The sequence below is a fragment of the Streptomyces xanthophaeus genome (assembly GCF_030440515.1).
GTDB classification, from domain to species: domain Bacteria; phylum Actinomycetota; class Actinomycetes; order Streptomycetales; family Streptomycetaceae; genus Streptomyces; species Streptomyces kutzneri.
In genome coordinates this window covers 7,556,709-7,580,421 of record NZ_CP076543.1, presented here as the reverse complement: position 1 = coordinate 7,580,421, position 23,713 = coordinate 7,556,709, and the positions used below count along the sequence as shown (strand labels likewise).

The window sequence follows — 23,713 nt, the reverse complement described above, 5'->3', positions numbered from 1 at the left end:
CGCCCGGTTCCTCCCGGCCGACGCCCTCGGCCGAGTACCCGTCGCGTCGCGACGATTCAGGCATACCTCTCGAAGAGGGCCTGGATGTAGTCCTCCAGCCTCCGGGTCAGGACACGGGCCGTCAGGTCGGCGCGGCCCAGCTCACGCCAGGGGACGCCGACCTTCTCCGCGTCCGGAGCGAAGCCCAGCGCGTCCAGGAGGCGCCAGTACAGGTGGGCGGTGCGGTCCTCGGTCAGGGTTCCTCCCGCGGCGGCGTAGCGGTCCGCGAAGGCCATCCCCGCGGGAACCCCGTGCAGCAGGGCGAGGGCCGTCGAGCAGTGCGCGACGTCCAGGTCGGCGGGCCCCCAGGAGGTCTCCACCCAGTCGACGACGCCACTGATCCGAAGATCCCCGTCCACGCTGGTGAAGAGGACGTTCCCGGGGTGGAAGTCCCGGTGCAGGAAGCGGCCCCGGTACTCCGGTGGATCCTGGCGGATGACGTCGATCGCGCGCTGCCAGAGCTCGGGCCGCTCGGTGGCCGCGGGCGGCGTCACGCTCTCGGGAGAGGCCCAGGCCTGATAGGTGCGGGGCCGCTGGTGCGCGGCTGTCGGCAGCTGATGGATACGCACCAGCTGGCGGGCCAGCAGCTCGGCGCGGTCGCCTGCGTCCCGGTCGTCCAGGCGCACGGTTCCCGGCAGCAGGGACATCAGCAGGGAGGGGTGGTCGCAGTACTGCGCGGTCGCGTCCACCGCCACCAGCGTGGCCGCGGGTACGTCCGTGTCACCGAGCAGGCGCAGGATCTCCGCTTCGCGGGTCAGCAGGCCCTCCGCGTGCCGGACGAAGAAGGGCTTGACGAAGGACCGCAGGACGAGCGAGCGCCGGCCGTCCGGGCCGCCCAGGTCCAGGCGCCGCATCTCCGAGGTCCAGCCGCCGCGCAACCGCTCGACCCGCTCGATGCGTTCCGCCCCGGACAGCCGCTTCTCCGCCCAGGAGCGCGTGGCACCCCAGCCCTCACCGTCGAGATCCGCGCCCATGTCCCCGGCCCCCTCGCCCGAACTCATGGAGGCAGCCTATCCGTCACGCTGAACCCATGGCCTCACCTCCCCTGGCGTGCGGCCGGCCCACACCGGAACGTACGAATCGCGGCGCCGTGCCCGTCATACGGATGACCAGTTGACGGCGGGGGCGCCACCGGCAACCGTGACCGGCATGGTGAACGAACACCGGCTGCTCACTCTCGCCGTCTGCCTGGTCCTGGGCGGCGGGCTGATCGCAGCCGTACTGGGGGCGTCGCGGGCGGCCGGTCCGCGCGCCGGGGCGGCGGACGGGCGGCCGGTCGCGTCCGACTACGTGGACATACGCGATGTCCCGCGCCTACCGGCGGCCGCTCCCGCCCCCGGGACCGAGGGATCCACCGGGTCGGTGGTGGTGGATTGCGGTCGCAACGAGGAGAGCCACTACAACGAGGACAACCTCGTGGTCTCGCCCGGGCTTCCGGGCGGCGCCCATCACACGCACGCCTACGTGGGGAACCTCTCCACCGACGCGCTGTCGACGGAGGCCTCGCTGGACGCGGCACGCACGAGCTGCAGGGGCGGCGACCGGTCCACGTACTACTGGCCCGTCCTGCGTCGCCCCGACCGCCCGGGAACGCGCCCGCACGAGGATTCGGCGGGGCACGGGAACGTCGGCGAGATCGTGCCGGAGACCTCTGTCCTGGTGGAGTTCCACGGCAACCCCGTGAGCAAGGTGGTGCCGATGCCGCGCTTCCTGCGCGCCATGACCGGCGACGCCGTCGCGTACACGGCGGACAGCGAGGCCGACGTCCGGGCCCGCTGGGGTTGTTCGGGCTCCCCGGACCGGGCCACCACCCGTTACCCGCGCTGCCCCGCGGGCGAGCGCGTCACCCGCACCCTGGTCTTCCCGAGCTGCTGGAACGGCCTCGACACCGTCGGCGTCACGCACCGCTCGCACCTGCTCTTCGCCGCCGCGAACGGCGTCTGCCCGAAGGACACCTTCCCGGTGCCGGAACTGCGCGTCTCCCTCGCCTACCAGATCCCCCCGGGGCTGAACGTGGCCCTCGACTCCTTCCCCGAGCAGCGGCACAGCCCGAAGACCGATCACGCGATGTTCGTGAACGCGATGACCGACCGGCAGATGGCCGCGATCGTCGCCTGCATCAACGAGGGCCGCGACTGCCGGACCTGAGTGACGCAGGTCACGTGAACCGAATCCGCCCCGGTGGCGTGTTCCGACCGCACCACATATGCGAGGAAGACGGAGAGGGTGAGATGGCCGGACCACTGTGGCCCCGCACTCGGCGGGGCTCGACCGATGAGGCACTGATCAAGTCGGTGTACGAGGAGCACGGTCACGCCCTGCTCGCGTACGCCACCCGGCTGACCGGAGACCGGGCCGCCGCCGAGGATGTCGTACAGGAGACGCTGATCCGGGCCTGGCGCCACTCCGAGGTGCTGGTCAACGGAAAGGGCTCGGTGCGCGGCTGGCTGCTCACGGTGGCCCGCAACATCATCACCGACCGCTACCGGGCCAAGGCCGCCCGGCCGCCCGAGGTCTCGGGAGCCTCGTCCGCTCCCCCGGTGGAGGCGGACCACGCCGATTCCGTGGTGGACAGCATGACGGTCCTGGGGGCCCTCGATCAGCTGTCGCCGGAACACCGCGACGTCCTGAAGGAGTTGTACTACCGACAGCTCAGCGTCGCCGAGGCGGCCGACAGTCTCGGCATCCCGGCGGGTACGGTCAAATCTCGTTCGCACTACGCCCTCAAGGCGCTGCGCGACGTCTTCAAGAGCGACGGATTCAGGGACATCGGTTCCAGAGAAGGAAAGCGATCGGGCAGGCCGCCCCAGCAGCCCGCCGGACTGCGTGAGGTGGTGGCATGAACCGGCAGAGGCACGAGGAGGAACTGCTCGGCCCCTACGTACTCGGTGTCCTGGACCCCGAGGAGATCCGCCGGGTCGAGGAACACACGAGCGGATGCGTGCAGTGCCGGGAGGAGGTGGCCGCGTTGCGCGAGATGGAGGCGGCTCTGGGCGAGGTCCCCGACGAGGCGTTCCTCGACGGACCGCCGCATGGCGGTGACCTGCTGCTCCAGCGCACCCTGCGGCAGATGCGCGGTGAGCGCGCCGGTGATGCGCGTCGGCGGGCGGGGCTCGCGGGACTGGCGGTGGCAGCCTCGCTGGCCGCCGTGTTCTGGGCCGGCACCCAGCTGGGTACGGGCGATCCGGACGCCGTCGCGCTGCCTGTGCCGCCGTCCCCGACGGCCACGGCGAACCCTTCCCCGCCGCCCGCAGGGACCAAGGTGCTCTCCGCGACGGACAAGGCCAGCGGTGCGCGGATGACCGTACAGATGACGCCCGCCGCCAAGTGGGTGCGGGTGCACGCGGCGGTCATGGGCGTGCCGCCGGGCGAGCGGTGCCGGCTGGTCGTGGTCTCCAAGAACGGGACGCGGACCACCGCCGCCGGCTGGGTCACGGGCAGCCAGGAGAACGGCGAGGCCAAGGGCGCTTCGCTGGACGGTTCGGCGGCCGTGGACCCGGCGGACGTGAAGGCGATCCTGGTCGAGAACGAGTCGGGCCGGACGTTCGTGTCCGTACCGGTCTGACCGGCCCGGCCCGCCCCCGGTCCGGGCCGTTCGGACCGGACCGGGGGCGGGCCGGGAACGTGACGGAGCCCGGGAGCATATCCAGCTCCCGGGCTCCTGTGTGCCACCCAATTGCGCACACCGGCACGTTTAAGAGTCGCGGATCATTCTTAGATCGACGTGTTCTACCTTTGAACTACCGCGCCATGAGGAGAGGCACAGAAGGGACTTGAACCCCTATCCATCGATGATCGTCCACGCTCGGTCGATCCGGTGTTCGGCGGCGAATACTGAGACTGGAGCGATAATCTGAGATTGAAGGGCCGCCTCTACCAGCTTGGGCCACCCCGGCTCGTAATGCCGGGGGAGGGATTCGAACCCCCAACTGACACCCTCGTTCAGCTTCAACATCAGTTTCAGCTTGCGCTCTCGCGCACCCCCTGCAGACATACAGAGGGAGTCTTCGGGGCTACTTGAACAAGTAGCCGAACACCGCGTCGCCGACCCGCTGGTCGGTGACTTCGGCGCTGTTGGCCTCCTCGCGGGCGAACTTGACGGCCTGCTGGAGCTTCTCCACGCGGTCGATCAGCTCGTTGACGCGTCGGGCGGGCAGCGCACCGGAGAACTTCACGGTCGTCCAGTACCCGACCGGAACGTCCTCGTAGTACACCTCGACCTGCGCCGGGTGCTTCTCGGTGGCCTCGGCCTTCACGTGGTTGCGCGGCACCTTCTTGGTACGGATGGTGCGCACCGGGTCCGTCTTCCAGGAGTCCGTGGACGGGTCCAGGTTCCAGGATTCGGAGGCGTCCAGCACCGGCAGCTTCCGCACGAAGGTGTGCATGTCGGTGAGCTGCTTCTCCAGGAAGAGCAGGTAGGGCACGGGCACCTGCGCCAGCAGGACCGTCCCGTCCACGACGACATCGGCGGCCGCGGTGCGGTTGGCCCAGTCCTTGGTGGCCGTCACGTCGAACAGCCGCGTCAGGGTCCCCGCCGTCGCCCGCAGCACGTCCTCGGCCTTGACCTGCACCCGGGTGGACTCGGGCGGCAGCTGCTCGCCCTCCTCGTCCTTGGGCTGGTAGGTCCGGGAGATTCCGGCCAGCAGGGCGGGCTTCTGGACGTCGTGGTGAGCCTGGGTGAGCTCCTGGAGGGACTTGGACTTGACGCCCTTTTCCACTGCGATGATCTGATTCAGCTTCGGCACGTGATCAACCTAGCAGCCGATTGTCCGATCATTCACCGGGATTTCCGGCACGTGCGCCCGGTCCAGCAGCCGGCGCATGTCCTGCGGCGGAAGCGCGGGGTTGGTGGCGGCGGCGGACGCGATGGCGGGGTCCGGGTCGGCGAGCAGTTCGCGGATCCGGGCCACGGGGAGCCGGGGGTCCCGGGCGGCCGCCGTGCGCGTATCGGGGTCCCGGCTGAGGCGGTCGAGGAGTTCCGGCCCCAGGCCGGGGTCGCGCAGGGCCAGGCGCCGGCGTTCCGGGTCCGGTGAATCGCCGAAGCGGGCGGCGAGCCCGGCAGCGGGGAAGCCGGGCCGGGTGAGGAGCATGAGCACGGCGCGGTGGGTGCCGTTCAGGTAGAGGTCGAGGAGCAGTTCGGGCGGCGGTTCCGGGTGGAACTCGGCGAGCAGCAGACGTACGGCGAAGTCCGGGTCCCCCGCGAGCAGTTCGACGGCATCGGCCGGCAGGCCGGGGCAGACCGCGGCGCTGCGCCGCAGCCAGGTGTGCGCCGACCGGGCGCACCGCCGCAGGAACTCGGCGTCCTCGCGGCGCTCCCACACCCAGTCGAGGGCGGGCAGCCGCTCCTCGGCGTCCACGGTGTAGTCGATGGCGGCGCGCTCGGACTCGCTCAGTTCGGGACGGGCGGAGACCCGGAGGCGGACCTGCGGATCGGGATCGACGGCCAGGCGCGCCACCAGGTCGGGCGGCAGGGTGGGGTTGGCGGCGATCGCCGCGAGCCGTCCGCCCTCGGCGACCACGCGTTCGGCGAGCTCCCGGGTGAGCCGGCCGGTCTCCAGGATGTCGTCCACCTGCCACGAGTCGCCCAGTTCCCCGACCAGCCAGGTGGTCGCTTCCTCGTCCTCGCGGCAGATGCGCGCGGCGGCTTCCCGCCGGACGTCGGGATCCTCGTCGTGCAGGAGCCGTTCGCGGGTCTGCGGCGCGAGCCGGTCCCAGGCACGGCAGGACGCCCGGCGGAACAGGGGGTCCTCGTGGTCCGCGAGGGGCGCCAGGATGTGGTGGGGCGTCGCGCCCGACGCGACCAGTTCGTAGGGCACCAGGGGGTGCGGGTGGGCCAGCAGCCGTGCGTACGCGTGGTCGGGCAGGGGCTGCGCCCACCGTCGGTACGCTTGGGGACCCATGGCGAGCGCGAGGATGATGCGCGGGTCGGGATCGTCGAGCAGCCGGGCACGCTGGCCGGGGTCGGCCTCGGCGTTCTCCGCGAAGGCGGACCGCACCCGGCGGTCCGGGTGCGCGAGGATCGCGTCGACCGCCTCCGGCGGCAGGACGGTCCGCCGGGGAACCACCCATCGAACCCAGTCGTCTTCGAGGCCGAGCAGCCGTGTCAGCACGTCCGGCGGTGCCGCTGTGTTCATCACGAGCCCGTGCAGCAGCCCCGTCAACCGGTCATCCATGTCCCGGCCCCTCCCCCGTCGATCCGAAGCGGGCAGCGTAACAAGGAAGCCCACAGCCGGACCGATCATCACATTGCGGTCCATGACATCCTGTGACGTCATGACTCGCCGGACGGAATCGGCGGACGTCCGGGGAATATGGGGAAGGTCCATGAGGCTCTGCTTCCTGGTGGAGGAGCACTACCGCCACGACGGCATGCCGAACGAGGTGATCCGGCAGCTGACGGCGTGGGGGCACGGCGTGGACGTCGTACGGCCGGGCGGCTCGCTCCTGCGCATGACCGAGGTGGTGGACGCGGGCGCGCACGACGCCTGGGTCCTCAAGACGGTGTCCGGCGGCCCGGGTCTGACCCTGCTCGAAGCCGCCGCCGCGGCCGGGACGACCACCGTCAACGACGCCCGGTCGATCCGCGGCGTACGGGACAAGGCGCTGGCCGCCGCCCTCGGGCGCGGCCGGGGGCTCCCGCTGCCGCCGACGTACGCCGTGGCCCGCCCCGAGCTGCTCAGGGAGATCCCGGCGGCGGAGTACCCGCTCGTCGTCAAGCCCGCCGACGGCAGTTCCGGGCGGGCCGTGCACCTGGTGTCCTCGCCGGAGCGGCTGGAGTCGCTGCTGCCCGGGCTCGCGGGCGAGGGGCTGCTCATCGCCCAGCCGTACGTGCCCAACTCGGGGACGGACATCAAGGTGTACGCGGTCGGCGGGGAGCTGTTCGCGACCGAGCGGTGCTCGCCGCTGCACCCGGACCCCTCGGTGCGGGAGCGCCGCGTGCCGCTGTCGGCCGAGGTGGCGGCGATCGCCGCGCAGGTGGGGGCGGTCTACGGGCTGGACCTGTACGGGGTGGACGTGCTGCTGGGCCCGGACGGGCCGGTGGTCGTCGACGTGAACGACTTCCCGAGCTTCCGTCAGGTGCCGGACGCGGCCGCGCGGGTGGCCCGGGCGGTCCTGGAGCTGGCGCGGGCGGGCGGTTCCGCGCAGCCGCCGGCGCCCGTGGCGCTGCCGTACCCGCTGCCCCTGTCGATCCCGGCGCAGGTCTCGGCCGTGGGGGGCGACGGCGCGTGAAGATCGGCCTGATCACCCCGGATCCGGGGCATCCGCTGCTGGCGGACACCATGGCCCTGCTGGCCCCGGAACACGCGGTCGAGGCCCTCGATCCGCTCACCCTCGGGGACGTGCCGCTGCCGCTCGCCGAGGTGTACCTGCTGAAGTCGCGGACACCGCACGCGCTGGGTCTGGCCCGCTACCTGGAACGGCGGGGGGCGGCCGTGGTGAACTCGGCCTCGGCCACCGCGCTGTGCCAGGACCGTACGGAGATGGCCGAACTCGCCCTGCGGGCCGGGCTGCCCTTCGCCGCGACCCGTACGCACGACTCCCTCGGGGCCTGGGCGGCCGGGGCCCGGCTCGACGCCCCCGTGGTGGTCAAGAGCCGGCGCAGCCGCCGCGGCGACCTCGTCGCCCGCGTCGACGACGTGACACGCCTGCGGGAGCTGGCGCGGGAATGGCCGGACGAGCCGGTCGTGGTGCAGGAGTACGCGCCCAACAGCGGCTGGGACCACAAGCTGTGGGCCATAGGGGACCAGGTCTTCTCGGCCCTGCGCCGGTCCGAGCTCTCCCCCGGCGGCCGTGGCCCGACCCGGCCCCTGCCCCTGGCGGAACTGCCGTCCGGCTGGGCCGGTCTGGTGCGCGAGGTGGGCACGGTGTTCGCGCTGGACGTCTACGGCGTGGACATCATCGACACCGGCGGCGGGACACCGCTGATCGTGGACATCAACGCCTTCCCCGGGATCCGGGGCCAGGCCGGCGCCCCGGAGGCCCTCGCGGCACTGGCCCTGCGGCGGGCCACGGGGCGCGCCTAGGCCGTCTCTTTCGGATCTTGTCGGCCGAGCCCGCGGCGTCCGGTGCCGGGCGGGCCGGGCCCGGCATGATCGGCAAGACACCCCCTAGGTCCGGACGGGGGAATGCGCCGGGCGTCACGGCCGTGGCCCGGTGTCGTGGCACGGAGGGGCGGCGGGCACCGTGAGGATCGGGGCATGGGCGTCGTCCTGCCGGTCCTCTTCGCGCTGTTCGCGGCGTTCAGCAACGCGCTCGCCACCGTGCTCCAGCGGCGCGCCGCGCTCACCGTGCCGCAGAGCGACGGCTTCCGCCTCGGTCTGGTCCTCGATCTGCTGCGGCGCCCCCTGTGGATCGGCGGCATCCTGGCCGTGATCGCGGCGGGGGCCGGGCAGGCCCTCGCGCTGGCCACCGGCGCGCTGGCCCTCGTACAGCCGCTGTTCGTGCTGGAGCTGCCGCTCGCGCTGCTGATCGCCTCGCTGATGACCCGCCAGCGGCTGCCGCGGGCGCTGTGGCTGGCCGTGGCGGGGGTGGTGGCCGGGCTCGGGGTCGCCCTCGTGGCCGCCTCGCCCATGGGCAACCGGACGGACGTGCCGGCCGAGCGCTGGGTGGTGGCCCTGGCTGCGAGCGCGGTCGTCGTGGCCGCCCTGGCCGTGGCCGGACTGCGCCTCCCGCCCGGCCGCGCCCGGGCCGGCTGCCTCGGCGCCGCCACCGCCGTCTGTTACGCGCTCACCGCCGCGCTGATGAAGTCCGCGGTGCACGTCCTCGACGACGACGGCTTCGTCGCCTTCCTGACCACCTGGGAGACGTACGCCTTCGGGGCGAGCGGCATCTGCGCCCTGCTCCTGCTGGAACACGCCATGCAGGGCGGCCCGCTGGTGGCCTCGCAGCCCGCGCTGACCCTCGGCGACGCGAGCATCAGCATCGCGCTGGGGGTGGTGCTGTACGAGGAACACCTGCGGTCGGGCTGGTGGCTGCTCCCCCAGCTGCTGGGCATCGGCTTGATCTGCGCGGGCGTCCTGGCGCTGGCCCGGGCCGGGGAGGGCGCGCCCTGAGGCCGGGTAGCGTGACGGTCGGTCGAGCGGAGGGCGGGATCCATGCGAGCGGTGGTCTTCGAGCGGTACGGCGAGCAGGCCGAGGTACGGGAGGTGGCGGAGCCGGGTCCGCCGGCGGGCGGGGTGGTGGTGCGGGTGGAGGCCACCGGGCTGTGCCGCAGCGACTGGCACGGCTGGATGGGGCACGATCCGGACATCGTGCTGCCGCACGTCCCCGGGCACGAACTCGCGGGTGTGGTCGAGGCCGTGGGGACCGGCGTCATGAACTGGCGGGTCGGCGACCGGGTCACGGCGCCGTTCGTGTGCGCCTGCGGCAGCTGCGCCGACTGCGCTGCCGGTGACCACCAGGTGTGCGCGCGCCAGACACAGCCCGGGTTCACGCACTGGGGGTCCTTCGCCGAGTACGTGGCCCTGGACCACGCCGACGTGAATCTGGTGGCGGTGCCCGAGGAGCTCTCGTACGCGACGGCGGCCGGTCTCGGCTGCCGTTTCGCGACGGCGTTCCGGGCGGTGGTGGCGCGGGGCCGGGTGGCGGCGGGCGAATGGGTTTCCGTGTACGGCTGTGGTGGCGTGGGGCTCTCCGCCGTGATGATCGCGGCGGCGGCCGGGGCCCGGGTGGTCGCGGTGGACACGGCGCCGGGGGCGCTCGATCTGGCGCGGACGTTCGGCGCCGTGACGTGCGTGGACGCTTGGGACGGCGTCGACACCGCGCAGGCGGTCCGGGAGGCGACCGGCGGGGGCGCGCACCTGTCGCTGGACGCGCTGGGATCACCGGAGACGGCGGCGGCCTCGGTGGCCGGGCTGCGCCGGCGCGGGCGGCACGTGCAGGTGGGATTGCTGCCCGCGGCGGCCGGCGCGGCGGCCCTGCCGATGGACCGGGTGATCGGCTGGGAGCTGGAGGTCCTCGGGAGTCACGGCATGGCGGCGCACGCCTACCCGCCGATGATGGAGATGGTCCGGGGTGGGGTGCTGCGGCCGGACCTGCTGGTCACCTCGACGATCCCGCTCGACGCGGCCCCGGCGGCCCTGGCCGCCATGGGTACGGCGGCCGGGCGCGGGGTCACGATCATCCTCCCGGGATCGGGCGCCCGGGGCTGAACCGCGGTCGCCCGGATCGGGTGGCCGGGGAGCGCCGGCCTCGCGGCCGGCGCTCCCGCGCCGTACCGGCTACCCAGGCAGCGGGGTTCGCGCGTACTTGCCCGACAGCAGGTGGCCCGCGCCCGGGGCCACCGCGTCCAGGTCCAGGGACCGGAGCATCTGGTGGGCCGTGCAGACCGCCGCGGACACCACCGGCTTGCCCAGGAGCTGCTCGGCCTCCTCGATGGCGCCGAGCGAGGGCATCTGCACGCACGCGGAGAGCACGACCGCATCCGCGTCGGCGTACTCCAGGGCCCGCGCGAGACCCGGCAGCCGGGCCGGGTCGTGGGCGGCAACGTCGAGGTTGTCGGGGATTTCGAGGGCCTGGTGGTCGAGGACCTCGATGCCCTCGTGCGTCAGGTAGTCCACGACGGTCCGCGTGAGCGGGCGCATGTAGGGGGCCAGCAGCACGATCTTCCGGGCGCCGATGGTGTGCAGCCCGTGGACGAGGGCTCCGGCGCTGGTGACGACGGGGGCGGCGGCTCCGTTCTCCACCGTACGAAGGTGCAGGCGCTCCTCGGAGGTGCGGTGGTAGCCGAGGCCCATGCTCATGATGGCGACCAGGCAGGCGTAGCCCAGTACGTCGACCCGTGCGTCGGAGAGTTCGACGGCGCAGCGGTCGGAGTCGGCGTCCATGGCCCTCAGCTGCTCCGGCGTCACATGGGTCATGCGCATGCGGCTGGAGTGGAAGGTGAAGCGCTCGTCGGGCACGACGGCCTGGCGGGCCCGGAGGATGGCCGGGACCTCGGTCTCCATGGTGACGTTGGAGCTCGGCACGATCTGGCCGATGCGGTAGGTGCGGGGTGACACGGGCACTCCTTCTTGTCCGGGCGGGGTCAGCGGGCGTCGACGACGGGGTTGGTCAGGGTGCCGATGCCTTCGACCGTGGCCTCGACGGTGTCACCGGGGCGCAGGAACTCGGGCGGGACCATGCCGGCGCCGACGCCGGACGGTGAGCCCGTGGCGATGACGTCGCCGGGCTCCAGGGTCATGCCGGAGCTGATGTCGGCGATGAGGCGGGCGATGGGGAAGAGCATGTGCCGGGTGTTCGACTTCTGCTTGGTGACGCCGTTGACGCGCAGCGAGAGGTCGAGGGCCATCGGGTCGGGGATCGCGTCGCGGGTGACGACCACCGGGCCGAAGGGGGCGTAGGAGTCCTGGCCCTTGGAGAAGAACCACTGGCCGGAGCGGCGCTGGTCGCGGGCGCTGATGTCGTTGACGATGCTGAAGCCGAAGATGTGGTCGTACGCCTCCTCCTCGCTCACCCGGAAGGCGGGGCGGCCGATGACGACGGCCAGTTCGCACTCCCAGTCCAGCTGGGTGGTCAGGTCGGCGTTGTGCAGGATCGGTGCTCCGGGGCCGGTGACGGCGGTGGCGGGCTTGCCGAAGAGGACGGGGCGCGGCGGCAGGTCCTTGTCGGTGTCGAGGCTGCGGCTGGACTCCTCGACGTGCTCGATGTAGTTGAGTCCGACGCCGATGATCTTGCCGGGGCGCAGGGGGGCCTGCAGGGACACGTCCTCGATCCGGTGGACGGCCTCGGCGGGCCAGGCCGCGGGTCCGGCGGCCAGCAGTCCGCGTGCGGCCTCCTGGGCGGCAGCGCCGGCCCGGATGAGGGACAGCAGGTCCGGGGGCAGTTGCACGTCGGCCCGCCGGGCCAGGGTGGTGAGGTCCACGACGAGGTCGTCGACCTGCGCGCCGAGACGCACGGAAGCATCGTCGAGGGTGTAGCTGAGCAACCGCATGGGGGCTCCTTGCATATGAGGGGGAGGGTGCGCGGGGGTGGTCCGGTGGCGGCACTCGGCCGGTGCTCCGCCGTACCGGGGCCGGTGTCAGGGCCGGCGGCGTCCGGTACGGCGGAGCGGTTCAGGTGGTGGGCTGGTGGCCGCCGTTGTCGGCGTACGCCTCTTCCCGGTGGAAGCCGAGCGAGCGCATGACGGGGAAGTCGTTGAAGGAGAAGAGGCAGGCGTCCTCGGACTCGTCGAGGTTGTGGTGCTCGTGCCAGGCCCAGGAGGGGACGCAGAAGATGTCGCCCTGCTTCCACTCGAAGCGCTGTCCGGCGATCACCGAGACACCGTGGCCCTTGGCCGCCGTGTAGATCACCGAGCCGGTGTGCCGGTGGGCGAGGGTGGCCTGGCCGGGGCGCAGCAGCTGCATGTGGGCGCCCATGGTGGGCATGACCGGGCCGCCGGTGACCGGGTTGGTGTATTCGGCGATGACCCCGTCGTACGGGGAGCCCTCGGTCGCCTTGGCCAGATTGCGCAGGGCCTCGTAGGTGGGCTCCCAGGGGTAGGCGAGCAGCGGAGAGTACGGCCTGGTCCACTTCTCCACGCCATAGGGCAGCAGGTTCGCGCCGTACGTCAGAACGGAGGAGTTGATGACCTTCCCCGGGGTCTGGTACAGCTCGGGGTGGACCTCGTAGAACCCGGCGTCCAGGGCGTTGACCAGGGGGATGTCGAGACCGTCCTGCCAGATGACGGGGGCGTCGTCGGCGTCGTTGCCGTGCTCGTGCCAGGTGCCGTTGGGGGTGATCGCGAAGTCGCGGGGGCCGACCTTCAGCTTCTGGCCGTCGACGATCGTCCAGGCACCGGTGCCCTCGTGGACGAAGCGCAGGGCCGCGGCCTGGTGGCGGTGGGCGGTCATGGCCTCGCCGGGGCCCATGATCTGGAGCCCGGTGTAGAGGAGTCCGGCGGCGGCGCTGACCTCCTTGCGGCCCGGGTTGACGAGCATGACGACCCGGCGGCCGGCGTCGTCGCCCGCGACGAGGCCGAGGGCCTTGTGGACCAGGGGGCGCAGGTCCGCGTAGCGCCACAGCACGGGCACGGACCGGGGCTGGGGGTACCAGGGCTCGATGTCGTTGGCGACGGTCCACAGTGCGCCCGCGTCGAGCGTGCCGAGCTCCTCGTAGTACGCGGTGAGTTCGGGAGTGTCGGACACCCGGGCACGGCCGAGCATGGTGTCATCCTGCTCGATGGTCATACGTCCTCCTCGGAAGCGGCGGGAGCGGCGGGAGCGGTGAACGCCGCGGCGGGCACGGCAGGCGCGGTGGGCGCGGTGAAGGTGACCGGCGGCCTGGGGCGGTTGTCCACTTCGAGGCGGAAGACGTCGAAGCGGTTGTAGTGACCGACGATGTCGTGCATCTGCTTGGGCTGGATGCACCGGGCGAGGTCGATCTCCCCGTAGACGATCCCCTCCTCGTCGACGAGGGGCTCGGTGACCGGGCGGCCGTCGGGGCCGAAGATCCCGGACAGGGCGCTGCGCGGGCGCGTGAACTGCTTCCGCAGCTCCTCGTCGTCCCCGGCGAGGGCGTCCACGATCTCCGGGGAGATGGTGGAACAGGCCACGACGGAGAAGACCTTGCCCTCGAAGCTGTGGGCGGCGGTGCGGACGGCGATCGCGTCGGCCATGTCGTAGTCGGCGGGGGCGACGGGCAGGGCGATGTAGCAGGAGGCGTGGACGAGTTCGCCCTGTGCGAGGAGGGCGAAGCGGGCCAGGGTGTTGGTGTTCTCGCCGCAGGCCAGCGCGCCGAGCGGGCCGACGGGTGTGTCGTGGACGACCAGCGAGCTGCCGTCGCCGCCGGTCCAGGTGAGCTTCTCGGCCCAGGTCGGCACCAGCTTGCGGTGCACGCCGAGGAGTTCGCCGTCCGGTCCGATGGTGAGCAGCGTGTTGTAGAGGACGCCGAGGCTGTGCGCGGCCCGCTCGTTGACCCCGATGACGAGGACGACGCCGTGCCGGCGGGCCGCCGCGCGCAGGCGGCCGACGTGCGGGCCGGGGATGTCGACGGAGGCGCGCTGGAGCCGCTCGAACCAGGGCGAGCCCTGGACCGGGTTCATCGTCCAGTTCCAGTAGGGGTAGCCGGGGACGAACACCTCGGGGAAGACGACGAGTTCGGCGCCGTTCTCTGCGGCCTCGGCGATCAGGGCGACGGCCTTGTCGACGGTGGCGGCGGGATCGAGGTAGACGGGCGCGGCCTGGACGGCCGCCGCCGTGAAGCGGGGCAGGTGGTCCCTGTTCATGTGCGTGGGCACCTCGGGCTCATCGGTGGGCGGGTACGGCCGCGCGGGGCAGCCAGCGGCGGTGGACAGACTCGGCGGGCTGCCGCAGGAGTTCGAGGCGCGACGGGATCCGGTCGGTCCGCGCCGACGGCGGGCGCCCGCTGCCCGCCCGCCAGGCGCGTGCCCAGGGCGCGGCCGGCCCCTGGTAGCCCTGGGCGGCCGCGGCGTGCAGGGTCCACAGCGGGTCGTGGAGCTGGGCGCGGCCGACGCCGCACAGGTCCGCCCGGCCGGCCAGGATGATCGAGTTCACGTCGTCGTACGTGGAGATCGCGCCGACGGCGATGGTGGGGACCCCGGTGGCGTTGCGGATGAGGTCGGCGTACGGGGTCTGGTAGCTGCGGCCGTAGCGGGGCTTCTCGTGGGCGACGACCTCGCCGGTGGAGACGTCGATCCCGTCGGCGCCGGCCTCGGCCAGCGCGCGGGCGATGACGACCGCGTCGGCCTCGGTGGTACCGCCCTCGGCCCAGTCGGCGGCGGAGATCCGCACGAGGAGCGCCTTGCCGGCCGGCCACACCTCCCGTACGGCGCGCAGCACTTCGAGGGGGAACCGCAGCCGGCCGTCCGGATCGCCGCCGTACTCGTCGGTGCGCAGGTTGGTCAGTGGGGACAGGAAGCCCGACAGCAGGTGCCCGTGCCCGTACTGGAGTTCCAGCGCGTCGAAGCCCGCCCGGTCGGCCCGCGCGGCCGCGGCCACGAAGTCCCGTACGAGGGCGTCCATGTCGGCCCGGTCGGCCTCGCGCGGCACCGGGCCGCGCTCGTCCCAGGGCAGCGCCGACGCGGCGACCGGCTGCCCGCCGCCGTGGGTGGCGGCGCGGCGTCCGGCGTGGGTGAGCTGGATGCCGAGGCAGGTGTCGGTCTGGCCGTGGACGAAGTCGGTGAGGCGCCGCCAGGCCGCCTCCTGTGCGTCGTTCCACAGTCCGGGGCAGCCGGGGGTGGCCCGGCCGTCGGCGCTGACGGCCGTCATTCCGGCGAGGACCAGCCCGGCGCCGCCGATGGCCTGCGTGCTGAGGTGGACGAGGTCGAAGTCGCCGGGGACCCCGTCGCGCGCGGTGTGCAGGGCGGTGGGCGGTACGACGACCCGGTTGCGCAGCAGCAGTCCGCCCAGCTGGTAGGGGCGGAACATCGGCGGCACGGCCGAGGAGCGGTTGACCGCGGTGGTGAAGCCCTCGTCGCGCACGCGCAGGTTGTCGTAGGTGACGCGGCGGCTGCGGGTGAGGAGGTTGAAGGCGAACTGGTGCGGGTCCTGGCCGGTGTACCGGTCGATGTGCTCGAACCACTCCAGGCTGGCCTGGGCCGCGCGCTGGGTGGATTCCACCACCGGCCTGCGCTCGTCCTCGTAGGCGGCGAGGGCGGTCGGCACGTCCGGGTGCTCGTGCAGGCTGGCCGCGAGCACGAGGGCGTCCTCCATGGCGAGCTTGGTGCCGGAGCCGATGGAGAAGTGCGCGGTGTGGGCGGCGTCGCCGAGCAGGACGACGTTCTCGTGCCGCCAGGTCTTGTTGCGGACCGTGGTGAAGCGCAGCCACTTGGAATTGTTGGGGATCAGGCGGTGGCCGTCGAGGTGGCCCGCGAGGAGTTCCTCGCAGCGCCGGATGCTGTCCTCGTCGCTGGTGCCGGGCGGATGGTCGCGGTCGGCGAACTCCTCGAAGCCGGCGCGCCGCCACGCGTCCTCCGCCATCTCCACGATGAAGGTGGAGCGGGTGGCGTCGTAGGGGTAGGCGTGCACCTGGAGGGTGCCGAAGTCCTGCTCGTCGACGATGAAGGTGAAGGCCTCGAAGACCTTGTCCGTGCCGAGCCACATGTAGCGGCCGGAGCGCTCGTCGAGGTCGGGGGCGAAGGTGTCGGCGTACGCGGCGCGGGTGGCCGACCGTACGCCGTCGCACGCCACCACCAGGTCGTAGTCGGCGGCGAGTTCGGCCGCGGGCGGGGACTGGGTGCGGTAGCGGACGTCCACCGCCAGGTCGGCGCAGCGCTGCTGGAGGATCCGCAGGAGGTGCTGCCGGCCGAGGGCGGCGAAGCCGTGGCCGCCCGAGGTGAGGGTGCTCCCCCGGTGGCGGACGTCGATGTCGGCCCAGCGGGCGAACTCGGCCGACATCGCCTCGTAGATCTCGCGGTCGGCCTGGGCGATGCCGTCGAGCGTCTCGTCGGAGAAGACGACCCCGAAGCCGAAGGTATCGTCGGGGGCGTTGCGTTCCCAGACGGTGACCTCCCAGTGCGGGGAGAGCTGCTTGGTGAGGGCCGCGAAGTACAGTCCGCCGGGCCCTCCTCCTATGACTGCGACGCGCACGGCGTGCCTCCTGCCGATGGTGCGGTGGTGAGTAGTTCCGGTTGCTGCGGTCCGGCCGTGCCGAGCAGGTCCCGTACCTCGGCGGGCCAGGGGGTCGACCCGGTGGCGTGGGCGGCGGAGTGGGCGATGACCATGCGGCCGGTGGCCGCCTCGCCGCCCTGCGCGCCCCGTACGGTGAAGGCGTAGTGCAGGGAGGCCGTGCCGACCTTGGTGACCTCGAGCTCGGTGCGCACGGCTTCCCCGAACCAGAGGCGGGCCCGGTAGTCGGCCTCGAAGTGGACCCGGGGCGTGCTGCCGAACAGGTGCGAGAGGCCCAGGCGGTCGAGCAGGACGGCCTCGGCCGCCTCGACCCAGCGCACGACGGTGGAGTGGTGGTAGTGGCCGGCCGCGTCGGTGTCGGTCCACTCGACGCGGCGTTCGACGACGATGCGGGCCGGCTCGGCGGGCGCCGGGGCGGGCGCCGCGCCGGAGGCGGGGCCGGGGCCGAGGGCGGGACCGGGGGTGGGGGCGGCTTCGGTGCGGGCGCGTTCCCGCAGTTCACCGCGCCGGAGCTTGCCGGTGCCGGTGCGCGGGAGCGCGGTGACGAACTCGACGGCACGCGGGTACTTGTACGGGGCGATGGTCTGCTTGACGTGGGTCTGGAGTTCGCGGACGGTCGCCCCGTCGGCCGGGACACCGGCGCCGAGGACGACGTACGCCTTCACGAGCATGCCGCGCCGGGCGTCGGGGGCCCCGACGACCGCGCACTCCTCGACGTGCGGGTGGGTGAGGAGGGCCTTCTCGACCTCCGGGCCCGCGATGTTGTAACCGGAGGAGACGATCATGTCGTCGCTGCGGGCGACGTACCAGAAGTAGCCCTCCGCGTCGCGGATGTAGGTGTCGCCGGTGATGTTCCAGCCGTTCCTGACGTACGAGGCCTGGCGCGGATCCTCCAGGTAACGGCATCCGGTGGGACCGGTGACCGCGAGGAGGCCGGGCTGCCCGTCGGGAACGGGGTCTCCGTTCTCGTCGACGACGGCGGCGCGGTAGCCCGGAACGGGGCGGCCGGTGGAACCGGGCCGGATGTCCTCGTCGGCCGCGGAGATGAAGACGTGCAGCATCTCGGTGGCGCCGATGCCGTCGATGATGCGCAGGCCGGTGGCGGCGTGGAACTCGTGCCACACCGCGGCCGGGAGCGGTTCGCCGGCGGACACGCAGCGACGCAGCCCGGCAAGCCGGTCCACCGCCCCCGCCTCCATGATCGCGCGGTAGGCCGTGGGCGCGGTGAACAGCACGGTCACACCGTGCTCCGCGACGAGGTCGGCCAGCTGCAGCGGGGCGGCCTGCTCGATCAGCAGGGTCGCGGCCCCGGCGTGCAGGGGGAAGACCACCAGCCCGCCGAGCCCGAACGTGAAGGCGAGCGGCGGTGTGCCGGTGAAGACGTCGTCCGGGCGGGGTTTGAGGACGTGTCGGGAGAAGGTGTCGGCGTTGGCCAGGACGTCGCGGTGGAAGTGCAGGGTCGCCTTCGGGCGTCCGGTGGTGCCGGAGGTGAAGGCGATCAGTGCCACGTCGTCCGCGGCCGTGACCACGGTGGTGAACCGGCCGTCCTTGGCGGTGCAGCGCGCGGCCAGGTCCTCCGGCGCGGGACCCCCGTAGGTGAGGACCGGCAGGTCGGGCAGACCGGGGCGGCGGCCCGGGTCGAGCTCGTCGGCGTAGCGGTGGTCGCACAGGGCGAGCGAGGGCCGGCTGATGTCGGTGAGCTCGGCGAGTTCTCCGGCCCGCAGCAGCGGCATGGTGGTGACGGCGACCCCGCCGGCCTTGAGGACGCCGAACCAGGCGGCGACGAGCCAGGGGTTGTTGGGGCCGCGCAACAGGACGCGGTTGCCGGGCCGGAGGCCGAAGTCCTCGGTCAGGACCTGGGCGACCTGGTTGGCGCGGTGCTGCAGTTCGCCGTAGGTCCAGCGCTCGGTCGGGGTGAGCAGACAGGGGCGGTCGGGGCCGTGCCGCTCGACGGCGTCGTCGAGCAGGCGCTGGGCGCAGTTGAGCCGGTCCGGGTACTCCAACTCCGGTAGTTCGAAGTGGAGTTCGGGCCAGAGGGGGAAGGGCGGAAGCCGATCACGACAGAAGGAATCGGCGTACGCGGAAGGGGAGAGCTCCATGGGGCGGCACCTCAATCAGGGAGCAGCGGGGAGATGGGTGCACGGTATGTCGAATATTTGGCGCTCGTCAACATCTCGCTATATCGAGACGGCCCGGGAGCCCCTCGGGCACCTTCCGGGCGCCTGCGACAGGACTCAGGAGACGGGGACGCGCACCTGGATCGCCTTGCCGAACTCATGTGCCACGACGGAGAGTTCACCGCCGAGTTCGGCCGTCAGCAGCTGCACCATGAGCAGCCCGCGCCCGTCCTCGGACTCCGGGTCGACCTCCGACCGGGGCGCGGGCAGCCGCGGCAGGCCGGCACCCCGGTCGGCGACCTCCAGCCGGAGCCAGCCGCCCGCCTCCGCGACGGCGACCCGCATCCGCCCGGCACCGCCCGCATGCCGGACGACGTTGCCGACGAGTTCACTGACGGCCAGCAGCAGGGCGTCCACCACGTCGGCGGGGACCCGCCAGGCGTCGAGGGTGGCGCGCACCCGGGACCTGACCTGCGGAACACTCGCTGCGACCGGGTCGGAGACCCAGTGGACGAAGCTGCGGACCGCAGGAACCGCATGGGTGTCGGCGATGGTGAGCATGAGGCGCTCCCGAAGGGGGAAGGCGGCGCCGCCACTGCAGTAGCTCGTGTAACTGATCCCGAATCTGGATCGTTTCTGGGCTTGTGGTCAGCGGAAACGCGTCGCTAGAGTCCTTGATTACACGTGTAACACGCTACGCCGCCCCCGGTGGCTCACGCAAGCATTCCGGACAAACGACGCGAAGCCTGCGTCCGCCCCACCGGTCACACAGCAACCGCTCCACCGGGACACCGCCGATTGGAAGGGCCGCAATGACGCAATCTCCTCCCGCCGAGATCGACCTCGCCGACATGACCTGGCCACCCCCGCCGTACCGGTCCCCCGTACCGCCCGTGACGGGCGCGGACGGCGTCCGCCGCTTCGACGGGATCACCTACGCGACCACGCCCGGCTACCGCCCCCGGCTGCTCGACGTACAGGTGCCCGCCGGCGAAGGCCCGTTCCCGGTGATCGTCTGGATCCACGGCGGCGGCTGGCTGGACGGCGCCCGCCGCTACCCGCCGCCGACCGTCCCCGCCGACCTGCTGCACGGGGCGGTACTGGCGGCCGGGCTCGCACTCGTCTCCGTCGACTACCGGCACAGCCTCGAAGCGCCCTTCCCCGCCCAGCTGCACGATGTGAAGGCCGCGATCCGCTACGTCCGCACCTTCGCCGGCGACCTCGGCATCGACCCGGACCGGATCGGCGTCTGGGGCGAGTCCGCGGGCGGTCACCTGGCCGCCCTCGCCGGCCTCGTCGGCCCCGACAGCCCGCAGGGCGCGGCGCTGGAGGGCGCGGAGGGCGTCGGCTCCGGCGAGAGCGGGGTTTGTGCCGTCGTCGACTGGTACGGCGTCTCCGACCTCGTCACCCTGGCCGATCACCCCATGCCGGCGATGCCCGGTGCGGAGTTCCCCGATCCCTACGAGGCCCTGCTCGGTGCCACCGTCGCCGAGCGGCCGGATCTGGCGCGGGCCGCGAGCCCGGTGACGTACGCGGAGGGCTCGAATCCGCCGCCGTTCCTGCTCGTGCACGGGACGCACGACGGCCTGGTCCCGTACAGCCAGAGCGAGGCCCTCGCCGCGGCCCTGAAGAGCGCCGGGGGCGAGGTCACCCTGCAGCCCGTCGAGGGCGCCGACCACATCTTCCTCGGCTCCGGCGACATCCCCGCCATCGTCGAGGGGGGCGTGGCCTTCCTGGCCCGGCACCTCGGCGCGGGAGCCTGACGGCGCCGGTCCCGCACACCCGTCCCGCCGCGGGGGCGCGGCCCCGGCCGCGCCCCCGCGTTCCCTTCACAGCGCACCCGGCCGCGGACCCCCGCCGCGGTCACGAGAGGCAGCCATGTCCGGCAACCCGACCACCACCGCCCCGCACGGCAGACCCCGCACACCCCACCGGTCCGGTGGGACCGGCCGGCGCCCCGAGACCGGCGCGCCGCGCGGCCGCGGCGTCCTCGTCGCGGGTCTTCTGCTCCTGGGCGCGGCCGTGGCACCCGCACTCGTCGTCCGCGCCGACGTCACGCATCCGCCCTTCCAGGGGCTGGACGACCGGTGGCTGATATGGATGGGCGGCCCCCACGAAGGGCTGTACCAGGCCGCCGCCACGGCCCTGGACCTGTTCGGCGGGCCGGTCGGGTCCCTCGTCCCGCTCTCCCTGCTGATCCTGCTGCTCGTCCGCAGGCGCTGGGTCTCGGCCGCCTTCCTGCTCGCGGCGAACCTCGGTGGCAACATGCTGGTCGTCCAGGGCCTCAAGCACCTGGTGGACCGGCCGCGCCCGGCCGACCCCCTGGTCCGCGTCGACCACGGTTCCTTCCCGTCCGGCCACGCGGCCACGGCGGCGGTCCTGGTCGTCGTCCTCGGGGCCCTGCTGGTGCCGGCCGCCCGCCGGCGGGCGTGGTGGATCGGGGGCGCGGTCTTCACGCTGGCCATGATGTGGAGCCGTACCTGGCTGCACGCGCACTGGCTCAGCGACACGGTGGCCGGGGCCGCGGCGGGCGCGGGGGTGGGGCTGTTGGCGTGGTGGCTGTTCGGTCCGGCGCTCGCCCGGGAACGTGCCCGCGCCCACGACCGCCGGGGGGCGGCCGCGGGCGCGGGTACCGCCTGATCCGGGCACGCGACGGCGCGGCCCTACCGCGGCAATCGGCAACGGGGTCGCCCCGCGACCGTCACTGATACGGAATGTCGATGCCGGCTGCGCGCAGCTTCGTCTCGACCAGTGCGTTCAGCCGGGCAACGGCCGGCGCCCGGTCCTCGCGGTGGTGGTTGACCAGTCCGTACCGGGAGGCCGTGTCGGCCCGGCCCCGAGACCCCGTCGGCATCGTCAGCAGGGCCCGGTCCGCCAGTAGCTTGTCGGTCAGCAGGGACGCCAGCTCCTCGATCCGCGGGTCGTCGGCATCCCAGGACGCCGCGTCCGCGCCACGCTTGGCCAGCTCGACGTGCTCGGGATCGTCGAGCGAGTGCCGGAGCCGGGTCAGGAAGCTGTCGAAGACCTCCGGGATCAGCGCACGGGCGAGCACCAGGGCTTCGCGCTGCGCGGCCACGTAGTCGGGACCGAAGCCGAGATCGGCGAGTCGGTCCAGGACCGCGCAGGCCCGGTCGGGCAGGAGGGCACGGTCGCCGTCGGCGAGTCGGTGCAGCGTGTCCCGGCGTGCGATCAAGCCCTCGATCTGTTCGGTGAGCCGGCGATGGACGTCGTCCAGGGCGGCGGCGAACCTCTCGGGGTCGGCGTCGAGCAGGTCGGCCGTCTCGGCCAGCGGCACGCCGGCCGAGGCCAGGGTCCGGACCTGGACCAGCCGGAGCAGGTCGGCCGATCGGTAACGCCGATAGCCGGAGCCGTCGCGTTCAGGCTCGGCGACCAGGCCGAGCCGGTGATAGTGCCGCACGGTCTTGACCGTGACGCCGGCGAACGCCGCCGCCTGACCGATCGTGAGCCCGTCTGTCATCGGCTCAGCACACCTCCTGGTCGTGGGGGTTGCAGGTGATCACGGAGGCGATCACCGGGGCGAGGGTAGCCCGCGTCCGTTCCCCCGCGTCATCCGGCCCATGACCGTGACGGGTGGTGACCTTGACGGGTGTTGACCTTGACGGGTGTTGACCTTGACCTCGGGTCAGGGTGCAAGGTCATCGCACGGCCGCCTCGAAGGGGCGGCCGGAGATCCGGCACCGTGAACAAGGGGGACGCATGAGGGGAACGGGCGACAACAGCGGCTTGTCCGAAGCAGGGCTGCGCAGACTGCGCGACGTGCTGACACGGCACGTCGAGTCCAAGAAGATTCCCGGGCTCGTCGCCCTGGTCGGCCACCGCGGCCGGACATACGTCGAGGCGATCGGGACGATGCGCCACGACGGTGGCGCGCCGATGCGCCGGGACACGATCTTCCGGATGGCGTCCACGTCCAAGCCGGTCACGATGGCGGCGGCAATGATCCTGCTCGACGAATGCCGATTGCGGCTGGACGACCCGGTGGACCCGTGGTTGCCCGAACTCGCCGGCCGACGGGTGCTGAAGCGGCCCGACGGCCCGCTGGAGGACACCGTTCCGGCGCGGCGGCCGATCACCGTACGCGACCTGCTGACCTCCACGTTCGGGCTCGGAGTGGATTTCGGGTTGATGGACTCCCCCATCAGGGCCGCGACCTTCGAGCGTCTCGACTACAGCGTGGCATCCGGGCCGGCGCCCGGGCCGGACGAGTGGATGCGCCGCCTCGGCGAGCTGCCGCTGTCGTACCAGCCCGGCGAGCGATGGCAGTACGACCTCAGCAACGAGGTGGTCGGTGTGCTGGTCGCCAGGGTCGCGGGCCGGCCGCTGGAGACGTTCCTGCGCGAACGCGTCCTCGATCCGCTGGGGATGAAGGACACCGCCTTCCACGTGCCCGCCGACCGGATCGACCGGCTGCCGCCCCTGTACGGGCCTGATCCGCAGACCGGAGCGTTCCTCGTGTGGGACGAGGCGGCCGGCGGAAGGTCCGGCCGGCCCCCGGCGTTCCAGGGCGCCGGCGGCGGGCTGGTCTCCACCGCCGACGATTACCACGCCTACTTCCGGATGCTGCTGAACCACGGCATGCACGGCGGCGAACGGATCCTGTCCCGGGCCGCCGTCGAGCTGATGACCACCAACCGCCTCACGTCCGGGCAGCAGGCCGCGCGGGACGCCATGTACCGGAACGTCGCCCATATGACGGTCGGACAGGGACTGCACGGCGGCTGGGGCTTCGGAATGGCGGTACGCACCCACCCCGGCGGCTACGCGCCCGTCGGCCAGTTCGGCTGGGACGGCGGTACCGGCACCACCGCCTACGCCGACCCGGTCCATCGCCTCACCGGAGTCCTGCTCACCCAGGTCGGGATGTCCACCCCTGATTCGCCGCGGCTCCTCCACGACTTCTGGACCACCATCTACCAGGCCGTCGAAGGCTGACGGGGGCCGGCAGGCCAGGCGGTCAAGACGTCACGAGGT

The 23,713-nt window shown here is 72.8% G+C and carries 20 protein-coding genes and 2 pseudogenes; 10 read left to right on the top strand and 12 right to left on the bottom strand.

The features are described 5' to 3' along the window. Positions 1–56: 56 nt before the first annotated feature. Positions 57–1,040 carry a phosphotransferase family protein gene (locus tag KO717_RS33880; protein WP_301373286.1) on the bottom strand — a complete coding sequence of 328 codons (984 nt, stop codon included), beginning with the start codon at positions 1,038–1,040 and terminating at the stop codon, positions 57–59. Positions 1,041–1,188: 148 nt separating this feature from the next. On the opposite strand from KO717_RS33880, the gene KO717_RS33875 reads away from it, so the two are divergent. The 3 genes from KO717_RS33875 (at position 1,189) to KO717_RS33865 (ending at position 3,604) form a co-directional block, all read left to right on the top strand. Continuing rightward, positions 1,189–2,187, top strand: a complete 999-nt coding sequence (locus tag KO717_RS33875) for a DUF1996 domain-containing protein (RefSeq protein WP_301373284.1) — start codon at positions 1,189–1,191, stop codon at positions 2,185–2,187. A gap of 83 nt (positions 2,188–2,270) precedes the next feature. Next, positions 2,271–2,882: a sigma-70 family RNA polymerase sigma factor gene (locus tag KO717_RS33870; protein ID WP_030725819.1), complete on the top strand. Its 612-nt coding sequence runs from the start codon at positions 2,271–2,273 to the stop codon at positions 2,880–2,882. Then, entirely contained in the window at positions 2,879–3,604 is a 726-nt protein-coding gene (locus KO717_RS33865) for an anti-sigma factor (protein WP_301373282.1), read from the top strand. Before KO717_RS33870 ends, KO717_RS33865 begins: the two co-directional genes overlap by 4 nt. Positions 3,605–4,052: 448 nt before the next feature. On the opposite strand, the gene KO717_RS33860 is transcribed toward KO717_RS33865, so the two are convergent. Both KO717_RS33860 and KO717_RS33855 read right to left on the bottom strand, forming a co-directional pair. Then, complete coding sequence (locus KO717_RS33860) at positions 4,053–4,784, bottom strand: DUF7873 family protein (RefSeq protein WP_189742481.1); 732 nt, start codon at positions 4,782–4,784, stop codon at positions 4,053–4,055. Positions 4,785–4,793: 9 nt separating this feature from the next. Next, complete coding sequence (locus KO717_RS33855; protein ID WP_301373280.1) at positions 4,794–6,212, bottom strand: hypothetical protein; 1,419 nt, start codon at positions 6,210–6,212, stop codon at positions 4,794–4,796. Positions 6,213–6,363: 151 nt separating this feature from the next. Here KO717_RS33855 and KO717_RS33850 point away from each other — a divergent pair, with 151 nt between their 5' ends. From KO717_RS33850 to KO717_RS33835, 4 genes are all read left to right on the top strand, one after another. Continuing rightward, positions 6,364–7,269 (top strand): ATP-grasp domain-containing protein, encoded by a 906-nt coding sequence (locus KO717_RS33850; protein WP_301373279.1) that lies wholly within the window; start codon positions 6,364–6,366, stop codon positions 7,267–7,269. Then, a complete protein-coding gene (locus KO717_RS33845) occupies positions 7,266–8,063 on the top strand; it encodes an ATP-grasp domain-containing protein (protein WP_301373277.1) in 798 nt (265 codons plus the stop codon). The genes KO717_RS33850 and KO717_RS33845 overlap by 4 nt, the downstream gene beginning before the upstream one ends. Before the next feature lie 174 nt (positions 8,064–8,237). Next, complete coding sequence (locus tag KO717_RS33840; protein ID WP_301373276.1) at positions 8,238–9,092, top strand: DMT family transporter; 855 nt, start codon at positions 8,238–8,240, stop codon at positions 9,090–9,092. 42 nt (positions 9,093–9,134) lie between these two features. Next, positions 9,135–10,190 (top strand): alcohol dehydrogenase catalytic domain-containing protein, encoded by a 1,056-nt coding sequence (locus KO717_RS33835; RefSeq protein ID WP_301373275.1) that lies wholly within the window; start codon positions 9,135–9,137, stop codon positions 10,188–10,190. Between the two features lie 69 nt (positions 10,191–10,259). Here KO717_RS33835 and KO717_RS33830 read toward each other — a convergent pair whose 3' ends face one another. The 8 genes and pseudogenes from KO717_RS33830 to KO717_RS33795 all read right to left on the bottom strand — a co-directional run bounded on the left by KO717_RS33830 (position 10,260) and on the right by KO717_RS33795 (position 19,282). Further along, on the bottom strand, positions 10,260–10,985 hold the full coding sequence (locus tag KO717_RS33830; RefSeq protein ID WP_301374924.1) for a maleate cis-trans isomerase family protein: 726 nt from the start codon (positions 10,983–10,985) through the stop codon (positions 10,260–10,262). 80 nt (positions 10,986–11,065) lie between these two features. Beyond that, the gene (locus tag KO717_RS33825; protein WP_301373274.1) at positions 11,066–11,971 is read right to left on the bottom strand and encodes a fumarylacetoacetate hydrolase family protein; all 906 of its coding nucleotides are present in this window, start codon (positions 11,969–11,971) and stop codon (positions 11,066–11,068) included. Positions 11,972–12,092: 121 nt separating this feature from the next. Next, on the bottom strand, positions 12,093–13,205 hold the full coding sequence (locus KO717_RS33820; RefSeq protein ID WP_301373272.1) for a cupin domain-containing protein: 1,113 nt from the start codon (positions 13,203–13,205) through the stop codon (positions 12,093–12,095). Continuing rightward, a complete protein-coding gene (locus KO717_RS33815) occupies positions 13,202–14,242 on the bottom strand; it encodes a carbon-nitrogen hydrolase family protein (protein ID WP_301373271.1) in 1,041 nt (346 codons plus the stop codon). Before KO717_RS33815 ends, KO717_RS33820 begins: the two co-directional genes overlap by 4 nt. Before the next feature lie 19 nt (positions 14,243–14,261). Continuing rightward, on the bottom strand, positions 14,262–16,565 hold the full coding sequence (locus KO717_RS33810) for an FAD-dependent monooxygenase (protein WP_301373269.1): 2,304 nt from the start codon (positions 16,563–16,565) through the stop codon (positions 14,262–14,264). Next, positions 16,547–16,915 (bottom strand): annotated as a pseudogene (locus KO717_RS33805) (acyl-CoA thioesterase); the annotation flags it as partial. The gene KO717_RS33810 and the pseudogene KO717_RS33805, both read right to left, overlap by 19 nt. Positions 16,916–17,059: 144 nt before the next feature. After that, a pseudogene (locus KO717_RS33800) lies at positions 17,060–18,703 on the bottom strand (AMP-binding protein); the annotation flags it as partial. A 135-nt stretch (positions 18,704–18,838) separates the two neighbouring features. Continuing rightward, positions 18,839–19,282 carry an ATP-binding protein gene (locus KO717_RS33795; protein WP_301373267.1) on the bottom strand — a complete coding sequence of 148 codons (444 nt, stop codon included), beginning with the start codon at positions 19,280–19,282 and terminating at the stop codon, positions 18,839–18,841. Positions 19,283–19,533: 251 nt separating this feature from the next. On the opposite strand from KO717_RS33795, the gene KO717_RS33790 reads away from it, so the two are divergent. Further along, positions 19,534–20,484 carry an alpha/beta hydrolase gene (locus tag KO717_RS33790; RefSeq protein ID WP_301373265.1) on the top strand — a complete coding sequence of 317 codons (951 nt, stop codon included), beginning with the start codon at positions 19,534–19,536 and terminating at the stop codon, positions 20,482–20,484. Between the two features lie 115 nt (positions 20,485–20,599). Next, positions 20,600–21,361, top strand: coding sequence for a phosphatase PAP2 family protein (locus tag KO717_RS33785; protein ID WP_301373263.1), 762 nt, complete (start codon positions 20,600–20,602; stop codon positions 21,359–21,361). A gap of 61 nt (positions 21,362–21,422) precedes the next feature. On the opposite strand, the gene KO717_RS33780 is transcribed toward KO717_RS33785, so the two are convergent. Beyond that, entirely contained in the window at positions 21,423–22,199 is a 777-nt protein-coding gene (locus KO717_RS33780) for a MerR family transcriptional regulator (protein ID WP_301373261.1), read from the bottom strand. A 239-nt stretch (positions 22,200–22,438) separates the two neighbouring features. On the opposite strand from KO717_RS33780, the gene KO717_RS33775 reads away from it, so the two are divergent. Next, positions 22,439–23,674 carry a serine hydrolase domain-containing protein gene (locus KO717_RS33775; protein ID WP_301373259.1) on the top strand — a complete coding sequence of 412 codons (1,236 nt, stop codon included), beginning with the start codon at positions 22,439–22,441 and terminating at the stop codon, positions 23,672–23,674. Positions 23,675–23,713: the final 39 nt, after the last annotated feature.